The organism is Cytobacillus sp. C11.1 (assembly GCF_058145115.1).
Map to the genome: position 1 here is coordinate 4,645,825 of NZ_CM176935.1, position 12,032 is coordinate 4,657,856.

Consider the following 12,032-nt stretch of genomic DNA (forward strand, 5'->3'; position numbering starts at 1 on the left):
GTTGCCCCTAATAATGAAATGAACGATTAAGTTCTCTTATGCGCTTGGATAAGAAACCATTTATATCTGAAGCTGTAATCATCCCCTGATGGAAAATACGCTGTGCTTTATCATCTGATGAAGCCATGGCCTTTTCACTTAACGCCCATTCCATCTCCTTAATCATCACTTGCAGTACCTTTAGATTTTGTTTACTTTCTTCCATCCGTTACCAACGTCCTTCGCCATTAGCCTTTTGGTTTAAAAATAAGTGCGCCGATAAAGCCGAATATAATGGCAGCGGATATACCGGAGCTGGTTACCTCAAACATTCCTGTCAAAACACCGACAAGGCCGTGCTGGTCAGCTTCCTGCATGGCGCCATGCACCAGGGAATTGCCAAAGCTTGTAATCGGTATTGTTGCTCCTGCCCCTGCAAAGTCAGCTAGTGGTTCATAAAGACCTATTCCATCAAGAACCGCTCCTATTACAACTAATAAGCTCAATGTATGACCAGGTGTTAATTTAAATACATCAAATAATATCTGGCCGAATACGCAAATAAGCCCCCCTATAACAAAAGCCCAGAAAAACATTGGCAACATACAAAAACCCTCCTTTAATCCATTTCGATTGAAACTGCATGGGCAATGCAAGGAATGCTCTCATTCTGCTGAAATGTCAATGGTGATAAAAGCGCTCCTGTGGCAACTACAAGTATTCTCTTATATACTCCCTGTTTCATTTGATTTAATAAATGTCCATACAATACCGTAGCTGAGCACCCTGCTCCGCTTCCGCCTGACTGAACAGGCTGATCTTCTTTATAAATCATTAACCCGCAATCCTTGAATTTCTCTCTTTCTATGTTCAGGCCGTTATTAGACAGCAATTCATAAGCGGTTTCCTGGCCAATTCTTCCCAAATCTCCAGTTACAATCAAATCATAATAAGACGGATCAAGCTGCATATCCCTGAAATGAGCTGTAATCGTATCTGCAGCTGCCGGAGCCATTGCTCCTCCCATATTAAAAGGATCCGTGAGACCCATATCGATTACTTTTCCAACAGTGGCTGAAGTAGTGACAGGCATGTTCTTGCCAGATACTTTAGAAGTAACAAGGGCTGCTCCTGCACCAGTAATAGTCCATTGGGCTGTTGGCGGCTTCTGCCCGCCATATTCGGTCGGATACCGGAATTGCTTTTCTACAGCTGCGTTATGACTGGATGCACCTGTCAAAATGTAGTCAGCCCCTTGATAATTGACAATAAAGGATGCTAGCGCCAATCCTTCCATAGAAGTAGAGCAAGCACCAAAAATCCCGAAATAAGGAATCTGTATGGTCCTTGCGCTTAAGCTTGATGGAGTTATTTGATTAATTAAATCGCCTGCAATATAAAACTGAATATCTTCCTTTTGCCTGTTTGCTTTTTGCAAAGCAGTTTGCCCAGCTTCTTCCATAAGCACACGATGAGCTTTTTCATAGGAGTCCTCCCCCATCCATAGGTCGTCGTGCAGAACGTCAAAATCCTCCGCAAGATTGCCATTAGCTTCAAAAGGACCACCGGAAACACCAGTAGCAGCAATTACAGGGCGGTTTTGAAAAATCCAGGATTGTTTTCCTTTTAGCATTAAATAACCCCCCATATCCCTAATAGCGTTTTAATGAGAGCTACTACAAAAGCCGAGAATACCCCAAAAAGAATGACGGAGCCGGCAAGCTTGAACATGTTTCCCCCGACACCCAGTACAAATCCCTCTGTACGATGCTCAATTGCTGCGGAAATGACTGCATTCCCAAACCCTGTTACAGGAACAGCACTCCCGGCACCCCCAAATTGGCCAAGGCGGTCATAGACGCCAAAGCCAGTGAGCAGCATGGAAAGGAAAATCATTGTAGCTACCGTCGGATTTCCGGCTGTTTGCTCTGTAAAGTTAAAAAAATAAATATAGAAATACGTTATAGCCTGTCCGATTGCACAAATTAGGCCTCCTACCCAGAAAGCACGGATACAATTTTTTATGACGGGGCGCTGCAGTTCATGCTTTTGTTCCAGCTGTTCATATTGCTGCTGCTCCGGTGTCTTGTTGGAATTTTTTTTACTCATTGCCCATGCCCCTTTCTATGTCATTTCATTTTTTAATTTAATAATTTTATCAAGCTTCTTTTTTGCTTTTTTATCAGAGAAATCCGGATTTTCATTTTTTCCTGGAGCTCTACTGCCTCAATGAAAATCTTATAGTCACTCGAGACGGTAAAGTTCTCGTCAGGATATTTTTCCTCCAGCATCTTATTCATCTTCTTTTCAATCTTTTTCATGTGAAACCGCTTCAGGTGTTTGACTTTGTATGCCACAAGTGTGTCGCCATCCCCTTTCACAACAGCCACATCATACAGCTCTTCCATGGATTCGATATCATGCTCAATACTTGCAACCAAGTCCAAATTCTTTTTTGTATTTTTTTCAATTAAAGTAGGCGGAGGGTTGGTCGTCTTGAGAAGTGCCAAATCGCTTTCTGTCACTTCTCCATCTCCGCTGCATCCAGTTATTGCGAAGAGTAAGGCTGCCGATAGCCATAAGTGTCTTTTTTTCATATAATTCCCTTCCTATGTAGAAACTTTAGTTATATTGTCCTCGAAAAGGTGCGAATTTATGAAAACTATTGATAATCCTAATTTTTCCAATCGCCCACAAAAAAATAAAGCCGGAAACCTGCCGGCTTTATTTTTATTTTTTCTTCGACTTTTTCCCGCATCCACAGCCTTTTTTCTTTTTCTTTTTTAGAGGCCTGGATTTTGTGTCCGCTTGCTCATTTTCATTCTTCATCATGGGAAGGCCCTCCATTTTCAAATATTTTCCCTCTGAATATTTTATGCTGAGCCACCATGCTTGTGTAAATCAAATGCCTAGGCAATAAATACCTTTCTATTCATCGATCCACTTTTGAAGCACCGTTTCAATGATTGCTGCAAGCCCCGCCACAGCGAGCACTAGCAATCCCGGAACAGCCCATTCCCTGAGAAAAGCATATGATGCACATATAAAGATGGCACTCCATACGCCCGTACACCAAAAACAGCTCAAAAGTTCACCGAAAAAACCCCGGGCCCTTCCGTTTTTTATGACTATATATATTTCAGTTTCACCATCTTCACCTTTTTCTTCTACTTCCTCCAGGAATGGTTTCCTAATAAATTCAGTAATTTTATCAAACACAATCAGCCTGGTCAGCCGAAAGCTTGCAAGAGAGAGGATCAGCAATTCCATAGGTGTTATATCCACCTTTTCACCTCCAATTATAAAAAAAGAGCCTATTTTTTAGTAAAACAAGGCGTTTGTCCGTAACCCATAGGGCACCCCGGCAATATGTTATTAGTGTAGACCACAAGAAACAAACAAGGAGGAAATCAAAAATGGGTTGTGGAAAAAAAGACGACTTCAAAGGCAAAAGCTGTGTATGTGAAGTAGTTCGTGCTATAAAAGATATTCAAGATAATGCAGAAGATGTGTGCGAATGCCCTTCAAACTGTTTCCTGGAGCCGCTGGGAGCTATATCACCTTCAAGCAAACGTCGCCATAAGCGTCCGGATACTCGCGTGTTCACACTAAAAACAGCTGATGGATCACCGTTCCATGCTTTCTTTAAAGGAGATGACTGTGCATGTGTTTCCATCTTCTTCAGAGTAGAAGAAGTATTTGATAACTGCTGTGCAGTGCTTCGTGTCCTTCTTCCGGTAAATAGGAAAGAAGGTCGTGACAAGGTAGTTAATCTTGCTGATGACTGCTGCATTGATTTGAAGAAAGTTTGTGAAGTAGACTACTTCTTAGCGACTGACGATTGTGTTACAGTTGATCTAAGCTGCTTCTGCGCTGTTCAATGTATTGCCGATGTAGACCTTGATGTTTGTGAAGACTAATTAAAAGTGGCCAGCCGCACCATACGGCTGGCTCTTTTTGTGGGAAGATTATCTTCTTAAGCCAATCATTTTTACTTCCTTTAATGATTGAATGCTAATTTTTTCAATTGATTCATCAAAAAGTTTAATTTCTATCCATTCTTTATCTTTAGTTGCCAAAAATCCTCTAATTGCTTTCTCGTCGGTTTCGAAAATGCAAGGAATTGGGGGAAGCTGTTTTGGAAAATCAATTAAGTAATCCAAACGTTCAGCCGTGTCCATTTCCTTAAAGCCCTTCACCCGTTTAAAAGATGGCTTCCTTTTTTCTGTTGTAAAAGCAAAAGAGGGTGCTTCTTTTTTTCTTCCCGGCTTGCTTCAAATTCTTCTATGGCTTCCTGCACTTTCTCCTGGTCCGCGACTTTCTCAACCGCCGCATTCTCAATCTTGTTTTTTTGTTTTTCTATAGTGGTATGATCATGAAGTTCCGACCCTGTCTCCAATTGCTTGTTTTTATTTTCCGATTCTGCTTTTCTGCTGGAATAAACAGTTTGCATTTTAGTTTCCGGAAATTGAAAATTTGGCTGCTGAATATAAAATAGGGGTTGCTTTTCTTTTTTCTCTGCCACTATCGTCCACCTCCGCAATCATAATCTTTCATCTTATTATATGTATGCAGAAAATGGGCTTTCGTTTCTGCGTGGACAATAAAAAAGAGGGTGTCCAAAAAGTATAGGCTTTGGGCACCCTCTTTCTTCCAAGACAATAGCTTTATAAAATTGGCCTGTTGATTTCCACTCCAGGGGCTCGCTTTCCGCGGGCGATCCGGGAGCCTCCTCGGTGCATTCGCACCTGCGGGGTCTCCCGTTGACTCGCTTCTCCCGCAGGAGTCTCGCCCCTTCCGCTCCAATCAACAGGATGCAAGAATCAATATCAGCACATACACTAAGGTGAAAAATAATTGTCCTTAATGTCATAAAACAAAAAACTGACTCAAAAAAATTGTAGTTCAACAACCATTTGAGTCAGCCTCATAATTTAAAGAATATGATAACCAGAATCAACGTGGATATTTTCTCCTGTAATTCCGCGTGACAGGCTGCTGAACAGGAATAACGCAGTGTCTCCAACCTCTTCAGGCGTAGTAGTTTTACGAAGCGGTGCACGTTCTTCGATTTCCTTTAGAATTAAATTAAATTCGCTGATTCCTTTAGCAGAAAGAGTTCTGATTGGTCCGGCTGAAATGGAGTTTACACGAATACCGTCTTTTCCAAGATCATTAGCAAGGTATTTGACACTTGCATCAAGGGATGCTTTTGCCACTCCCATAACGTTATAATTTTTTACAACCTTTTCACCGCCCAGATAGGTAAGGGTGACAATGCTTCCTCCTTCTGTCATTAACCCTCTTGCTTCCTTCGCGATAGCCGTCAGGGAATAAGAGCTGATATTATGCGCAAGAAGGAATCCGTCCCTTGTTGTGTTCATATACTCACCCTGAAGTTCTTCCTTATGGGCAAAGGCGATGCAGTGTGCAATTCCATGGATTACGCCTGCTTCTTCCTTAATTGTGCTGAAGCATTTTGCAATATCTTCGTCACTTGTTACATCGCAAGGCAATACGAGTGAATTGGCATCTTCCAGCGATTCAGCAAGTTCACGTACACTTTTTTCAAGCCTTTCTCCAGCATATGTAAAAATCAGCCTTGCACCAGCATTGTGAAGAGATTGGGCAATCCCCCAGGCAATACTTCTTTTATTGGCAACTCCCATTACTACGAACGTTTTTCCATTTAAAGAAAGAGTCATTTTATAGGCCTCCTGAAATATTTATTACAAGTTATTAGTACCTAGTGCTAATTGTACATGAATTTTTTAAAAAAGAAAAGCCTATAGCGGTGTTGGAAACATGAAAAAAATCCTGCTTGTGGCAAGCAGGATTATATAACGTTTGATGCTGCATTCAACGATCTCAGGTAATTTATATCATACCTTACGCTTCTTAACACCATTCACAAAATTCTAGCTCTCGTTTTAATTCATCAACATATTCTTTAGAACCTGTAACAATCAATCGGTCATTGACATGAAGTTCGGTATCCCCATGAGGCACGATTGAATCCTTCCCCCTGAAAATCCGTACGAAAATGACATCCCCTGTAAAAGGGAATCTTCTGAGCATCATGCCTTCAAACTGCTCGTTTAATAAGCGGATTTCATATAATGCAGTATCCTGATTTGTTAAAATATTAACTACACTTGGTGATTCAATTAATGCCCGCAGAAGCGCCTTGGCAGAGAGTATCGTAGAAAATAGTTCTACATCATGCTCACGAAGGGTTTCTTCCATATCAGGGCTTTCCATGCGGCAAATGACTCGCTCCACGCCTTTTTCTTTAAAAGCAATGGATAGTGTCGCATTGGTCTCTTCGTCGCCTGTAGAAATAACAACGATATCCGAATCAAAAGCATCTGTTTTCTCAAGTGCCTCCATATCGAAATCTTCTATTTCAATAATATCAAATAAAGAGTCTGCAATTTGTTTTTCCGACTTTTCCTGCTTCTTGTGATAAAGAGCAGGTTCATATAAAGAGGATTTAAGCTCACTATAGATCGGCATAGTCATTTGGTTAGCTCCAATGAAGGAAACCTTGAGCTTCTTCTCCTCTGCAGCTTCCTGAGGAAAGAGCTTTTTAAAAACAACCGGTGTAAAGACGCTTGTGATTACAGCCACCAGAATCAGCGTGCCGCTCATTTCTGCCGTAATTACGCCCATCCTTTCCCCAATTGTTGCAGCAGCAATCACAAGCGATAAGGTGGAGGTTAACAGAAAGCCTGAAGCAATTACCGTCTTCATATCATACCATCTTTTTAAAAGATAAACTGGCAAAATCTTAGAAAGAAGTAAGGCAATCAGCAGAAGTGGAATAAGCATAAGCATTTTGGGATCGCCGAACAAAGTCCAGACATTAAGATCCACTCCAACCATTACAAAGAAAATCGGTATGAGAAATCCATAACCGAACGAGTCCAGCTTATGAATCATTTCCTGGTTAGGTGCAAGCAGTGATACGAGCACACCTGCCAGGAACGCACCTAAAATATTCTCTGCTCCGACTGTTTCTGAAAGTGCAACAAGGAAAATAATGAGAGCAAAGACAGCCCTCGTTCCGATTTGAACAGTACCTGTTGACAATGCTTCAATAAATTTGAGGTTTTTAAACCGCTTGCCAGCAAAATACAATAAAACACCTACGGCAAATAAGACAAGAAGCAGCCAAGTATTTCCTTCTCCTCCATCATTCAAGGAAACAAAAACAGCAAGTAAAATCATCGTTGCCAAATCGGCGATAACCGCAATTAATAAAATAATTTGGCCGATGCCAGTCTTCATTATATGGGCTTCCTTTAAAGTCGGAACTACGACACCAAGGGATATGGTGGAGATGATTAGTGTCATCAAAAAGGCGTTATCAATGAAGCCTGCAAGGACAAATAAATAAGATAATCCCAATGAAACAAGGAAAATGCCTATAAAAATGATTGACGCTACCATAAACGAATTTGGTTCAAGTTTTCCATTTGGAAGTTTTTCACGTTTCTTTTTCGATGAAAAGGCGGTAAAGTCAATTTCCAGTCCGCTTAAAAACATAAGAAATATAAAGCCCAATGTTGAAAGTGTTTCAAGCCACATATCTTCATGGACAATATCAAATCCGCTTTTCCCTATTATCAAACCGACAAGAATTTCCGCAACTACTACTGGAATAAAATTAATCTTTAACCGGTGTAGCAAAATGGGCGTAATAAAAGCAGCTAAAATGACAATTACGAGTGATGTAACCGATGCTCCATGTTCCATAGAAAAACCCCCTTAACCTGTTAAATAACTCATAAATAATGTAGCCATTCCAAAATAAATAAGAATGCTGATGATATCATTAATTGTTGTAATAAATGGCCCTGAAGCCACAGCTGGATCGATGTTCATCCTGTGCATGAATAAAGGAATAAGGGCACCGGCTAAGGTTGCAACAATTAGTGTAAATAAAATAGAAATACCAACTAAAATGCCCAGAAAGAAATTTCCTTGCCATAAATAAATAACCAACGTTACCAGAACACCGCAGGTTCCTCCGGTGATCAAACCTGTCCCTGCTTCTCTTATGATAAGCTTCATTTTATTTTCTTTTTCCAAATCGCCTGTCGCAATACCTCTGACAGCTACAGCCAATGCCTGGGTACCTGTATTCCCTGCCATTCCCGCTATCAGCGGGATAAAAACAGCAAGAATTGCAACTTGATCCAGGGTATCTTCGAATCTTCCGATCAGGCTTGCAGTTAACATTCCCAAAAACAGCAATATGATAAGCCACGGCAGTCTTTTGCGTGCAGCGGAGACCGGGTTTCTGTCGATATTATCCATATCAGAAACAGCCGCAAGTTTTGAGTAATCATCAGATGCTTCTTCATCCATAACGTCCATGACGTCATCTACTGTTATAATTCCCAATAAATGATTCTGAAAATCCACAACAGGGACAGCCAGGAAATTATAGTCCTTAATCTTTCTTGCTACATCTTCCTGATCTTCACCTACGGACACTGATACAACCCTGTCGTTTGTAATTTCAGAGATCATCGTATCATCATCGCTGACAATCAAATCTCTTAAAGAGATAACCCCAATAAGCTTTCTTTCCTCATCAACGACATACACATAATAAATCGTCTCGGCCCTGGGCGCTTCATTTTTAAGAATATACATGGCTGATCGGACGGTCTGATTTGCTGACAGGGAGACAAATTCCGTCGTCATGATGCTTCCTGCTGTATATTCTTCGTAATGAAGCAAATCTTTAATTTCCTTTGCCGATTCATCGTCCATGATGGTCAAATAGCTGACAACCTGGTCTTTATCAAGTTCATTTAATACATCGACAGCATCATCCGCATACATTTGCGAAAGCATGTCTGCTGCATAATTGGGGTTCATCTCAGCAAGAACGTCTTTATATTCTTCTTCATCAATTTCCAGATTTTCAAAAAGGGAAGCCATTTCTTCCGGAGAGAGATAAAGATAAATTTTTGTTCTGATGTCCTCATCCAGATCTTTAAAAAATGAAGCCTGATCATAAGGATGCAATTCAAGAAATTCATTCCTGAAAATGTCAATTTCTTCATTTTGTAAAGATTGGATTAAAAGATCTCTATTGATATGCGTATCTCTTTCTTCTGCATGTTCTGCCATAATGAATTACCCCCTTTCATAGTTATTGAAAAACGTACCTCACTATACTAGCAAATCTTTGTTTTTTTGTCGTCTATGAACATCCATCTGGTAAAAATAAGGGTCGACTCTTTGTTTATTAACCTTAAAGTTCCCTTTCCACAAACAAAAAATCACCGAGGCCCCGCAGCAAGCTTAAAATTTGCAAACCCGGATAATAAAAAGGAATATTGATAACATAACAGTAGATTAAGCAAAGGAGTGCCAGGATGAAACTAGATATTATTGGCGATATTCACGGCTGTTTTGCCGAATTTAAAGAGCTTACCCTGAAAATGAATTACGACTGGAGCAGCGGATATCCGGTTCATTCAAATGGGAGGAGACTGGCATTTGTAGGTGATTTAACAGATCGGGGACCAGAATCCCTTACAGTCATTGATGCAGTATATAATCTTGCAGCAAATGATCTGGCTTTCTACGTGCCAGGAAATCATTGCAATAAATTATACCGTTACTTTTTGGGGAACAAGGTTCAAATTACCCACGGGTTGGAGACGACTGTAGCTGAATATGAAGAACTTGATTCGAAGAGAAGAACGGAAATTAGGCGAAAGTTCATGGAGCTGTATGAAAAAGCACCTTTATACCATGTACTAGACAACAAAAGACTTGTCATTGCCCATGCCGGGATAAGGGAGGATTATATCGGCAAGCATTCTTCCAAAGTTAAAACATTCGTTCTATACGGAGATATTACCGGAGAAAAGAACCCTGACGGGACACCGGTTAGGCTGGATTGGGCAAAGCAATATGAAGGAAAGGCTGCCATTGTATATGGGCATACTCCGGTAAAAGAAGTCAGGAAAATCAAAAATACTTATAACATCGATACAGGGGTCGTATTTGGCAATAAATTAACCGCCCTCAGATATCCTGAAATGGACATACTGTCTGTTCCATCAAGCATGCCTTTAGTTGAGGAAAAATTTAGAGCACTATAAATATATTATGATTTAAAAAGAAAAAGCCGGAAACCGGCTTTTTTATAATAGGCAACCCATATCTTCTGGGGGAGGTACTTCAAACGATAAAGTCTTTTGCAAAAACGGATGAAAAAAGGAAAGACTGGAGCAATGAAGTGCCTGGCGGTTGAGGAAGTCCCTCCTTCCTCCATACAGTTCATCTCCCACCAAGGGATGTCCCAGCCAGGAAAGATGGACCCTGATTTGATGGGTTCTCCCAGTTTCCAATTTCAGCCGCAGATGAGTAAACCCTTTTTTTCGGCTGATAACCTTATAATGAGTGCAAGCATATTGCCCTTCTTCACTGACTTCCCGTTCTATAATGCTGTCCTTCTTTCTCGCTATCGGCATCTCTATAGTACCGGTATCCTGTCTGATGGTCCCCTCTGCAAATGCTTCATACATTCTGTGTATCTCCCGTGATCGGTGCTGCTGGCTGAACAAATGGTGGACATGCCTGTGTTTTGCGATCAGTACGATGCCAGAAGTATCCCTGTCCAGCCGTGTTACAATATGTGTGGTAGACATTAACCCTATTCGCTGATAGTATCCGATCAGGCGATTTGCCAAACTGCCTGACGGATGCTCTCTGGAAGGAATCGTGCTCATACCAGCTGGTTTATTCACAACAAGGACATAGCTATCCTCATAAAGAATGTCCAGGGGCAAGTCTTCGCCTTTCATCCCCTCGCTCGGTATTTCCTCCGGAAAACCAACCTTAAGCACATCTCCTTCTTTAAGTTCATAACGGACAGTCACTTCGGTATCATTCACAGTAATAAAACCTCCTGCAAATTTAATATCCGTAAGTGCTGTCTTTGAAATATCATTTTCTTTAAGGAATTCCCTGATCATTTTTCCTGAATGCCGGGCGGAAATTACCCATTGCAATTGAAAATGCGCCATGACTCTTTGTGCTCCTGTTCTATTAGACTTTCCCAAACAAGATTCATTTTAGCTGTTTAATCCGCAACAAAGGAGTCGTGGACTCTCTTCCAAAATGGAAATGGCCTGAATCTGGCAAACCGGATCTCTCATCTGCCACCCTGAACTGAATCGATTTTACATCTTTATGAAGAAGAGTCAGATGGTCAATCGTAATTTGAAAATCCGGTTCATTTACGGGCTTGAGCATACAAGTATGATGAGCCGGAAGTACTAGCGGAGAACCGACTGTACGGAACACTTTATTATTGATTGACGCCATTTCAGCTAGCTGGATGGCAGGCAGCGAAGGGTGAAGGATAGCCCCTCCCAATGCTTTGTTATATGCTGTACTGCCAGATGGAGTCGATACACAAAGTCCGTCCCCGCGGAAACGCTCAAAGTGCTGTCCGCGAATCTCTACATCCATCACAAGAGTTCCCTCAACCGCTTTAACTGTTGATTCATTCAGTGCCAAATAGCGTGTTTCTTTCCCGCCATGCTGGTAGCGAATGATCACCTCAAGCAGCGGGTATTCAATCACTTGATAAGGAGTCTTGGCAATTGCAATCACAAGCTTTTCGATTTCCTCCGGCACCCAGTCTGCATAAAATCCCAAATGGCCCGTATGAATCCCCACAAACGCAGTTTTATCAAGACGGCTGCTATATCGGTGAAAGGCATAGAGCAAAGTGCCATCCCCGCCTACCGATATGACAATATCAGGCTGTTCTTCGTCATATGTCAGCTCGAAGTCCAATAAATAGGTTCTCATTTTGTGCATGAGTGTATTTGATTTTGAATCTCCTTTTGAGGTAATGGCAAATTTCATCGTATCCAAGCTCCTCTTTTAGTAATAGCTCTGTTAAACTTGCCTGTTTCTTTCCGCTCCAGGCACTCAGCGAACCGCGGGCGATCCGGGATCCTCCTCACATTTAGCCTGTGGGGTCTCCCTTTAACCGCAATCCCGCAGGACTT

The 12,032-nt window shown here is 41.4% G+C and carries 14 protein-coding genes and 1 pseudogene; 2 read left to right on the forward strand and 13 right to left on the reverse strand.

What is annotated here, in order from left to right; all coding sequences use genetic code 11:
- Nucleotides 1-7: 7 nt before the first annotated feature.
- The 6 genes from AC3ZVC_RS22980 to AC3ZVC_RS23005 form a co-directional block, all read right to left on the reverse strand.
- Nucleotides 8-205, reverse strand: coding sequence for a hypothetical protein (locus AC3ZVC_RS22980; RefSeq protein WP_490065395.1), 198 nt, complete (start codon nt 203-205; stop codon nt 8-10).
- 22 nt (nt 206-227) lie between these two features.
- The gene (spoVAE, locus tag AC3ZVC_RS22985; RefSeq protein WP_490065396.1) at nt 228-584 is read right to left on the reverse strand and encodes a stage V sporulation protein AE; all 357 of its coding nucleotides are present in this window, start codon (nt 582-584) and stop codon (nt 228-230) included.
- Nucleotides 585-598: 14 nt separating this feature from the next.
- Nucleotides 599-1,612, reverse strand: a complete 1,014-nt coding sequence (spoVAD, locus tag AC3ZVC_RS22990; RefSeq protein ID WP_490065397.1) for a stage V sporulation protein AD — start codon at nt 1,610-1,612, stop codon at nt 599-601.
- On the reverse strand, nt 1,612-2,088 hold the full coding sequence (gene spoVAC / locus AC3ZVC_RS22995) for a stage V sporulation protein AC (RefSeq protein WP_490065398.1): 477 nt from the start codon (nt 2,086-2,088) through the stop codon (nt 1,612-1,614). The genes spoVAD and spoVAC overlap by 1 nt, the downstream gene beginning before the upstream one ends.
- A gap of 32 nt (nt 2,089-2,120) precedes the next feature.
- Nucleotides 2,121-2,576 (reverse strand): sporulation protein, encoded by a 456-nt coding sequence (locus tag AC3ZVC_RS23000; protein WP_490065399.1) that lies wholly within the window; start codon nt 2,574-2,576, stop codon nt 2,121-2,123.
- 331 nt (nt 2,577-2,907) lie between these two features.
- Complete coding sequence (locus AC3ZVC_RS23005; protein WP_490065400.1) at nt 2,908-3,264, reverse strand: DUF1360 domain-containing protein; 357 nt, start codon at nt 3,262-3,264, stop codon at nt 2,908-2,910.
- Between the two features lie 131 nt (nt 3,265-3,395).
- Here AC3ZVC_RS23005 and AC3ZVC_RS23010 point away from each other — a divergent pair, with 131 nt between their 5' ends.
- On the forward strand, nt 3,396-3,899 hold the full coding sequence (locus AC3ZVC_RS23010) for a CotY/CotZ family spore coat protein (protein ID WP_490065401.1): 504 nt from the start codon (nt 3,396-3,398) through the stop codon (nt 3,897-3,899).
- Nucleotides 3,900-3,947: 48 nt separating this feature from the next.
- Here AC3ZVC_RS23010 and AC3ZVC_RS23015 read toward each other — a convergent pair whose 3' ends face one another.
- From AC3ZVC_RS23015 to mgtE, 5 genes are all read right to left on the reverse strand, one after another.
- Nucleotides 3,948-4,160 carry a CotO family spore coat protein gene (locus AC3ZVC_RS23015; RefSeq protein WP_490065402.1) on the reverse strand — a complete coding sequence of 71 codons (213 nt, stop codon included), beginning with the start codon at nt 4,158-4,160 and terminating at the stop codon, nt 3,948-3,950.
- Between the two features lie 14 nt (nt 4,161-4,174).
- Nucleotides 4,175-4,504, reverse strand: coding sequence for a hypothetical protein (locus AC3ZVC_RS23020; RefSeq protein ID WP_490065403.1), 330 nt, complete (start codon nt 4,502-4,504; stop codon nt 4,175-4,177).
- Nucleotides 4,505-4,913: 409 nt separating this feature from the next.
- Entirely contained in the window at nt 4,914-5,684 is a 771-nt protein-coding gene (gene fabI / locus AC3ZVC_RS23025; RefSeq protein ID WP_490065404.1) for an enoyl-ACP reductase FabI, read from the reverse strand.
- Between the two features lie 193 nt (nt 5,685-5,877).
- Entirely contained in the window at nt 5,878-7,737 is a 1,860-nt protein-coding gene (locus tag AC3ZVC_RS23030; RefSeq protein ID WP_490065405.1) for a monovalent cation:proton antiporter family protein, read from the reverse strand.
- A 12-nt stretch (nt 7,738-7,749) separates the two neighbouring features.
- Complete coding sequence (gene mgtE, locus AC3ZVC_RS23035; protein WP_490065406.1) at nt 7,750-9,126, reverse strand: magnesium transporter; 1,377 nt, start codon at nt 9,124-9,126, stop codon at nt 7,750-7,752.
- A 248-nt stretch (nt 9,127-9,374) separates the two neighbouring features.
- Here mgtE and prpE point away from each other — a divergent pair, with 248 nt between their 5' ends.
- Nucleotides 9,375-10,109, forward strand: a complete 735-nt coding sequence (gene prpE / locus AC3ZVC_RS23040) for a bis(5'-nucleosyl)-tetraphosphatase PrpE (protein ID WP_490065407.1) — start codon at nt 9,375-9,377, stop codon at nt 10,107-10,109.
- A 42-nt stretch (nt 10,110-10,151) separates the two neighbouring features.
- Here prpE and AC3ZVC_RS23045 read toward each other — a convergent pair whose 3' ends face one another.
- Nucleotides 10,152-11,036 (reverse strand): RluA family pseudouridine synthase, encoded by an 885-nt coding sequence (locus tag AC3ZVC_RS23045; RefSeq protein ID WP_490065408.1) that lies wholly within the window; start codon nt 11,034-11,036, stop codon nt 10,152-10,154.
- Nucleotides 11,037-11,092: 56 nt separating this feature from the next.
- Nucleotides 11,093-11,886: pseudogene (locus AC3ZVC_RS23050) on the reverse strand (NAD kinase).
- Between the last annotated feature and the right edge of the window lie 146 nt (nt 11,887-12,032).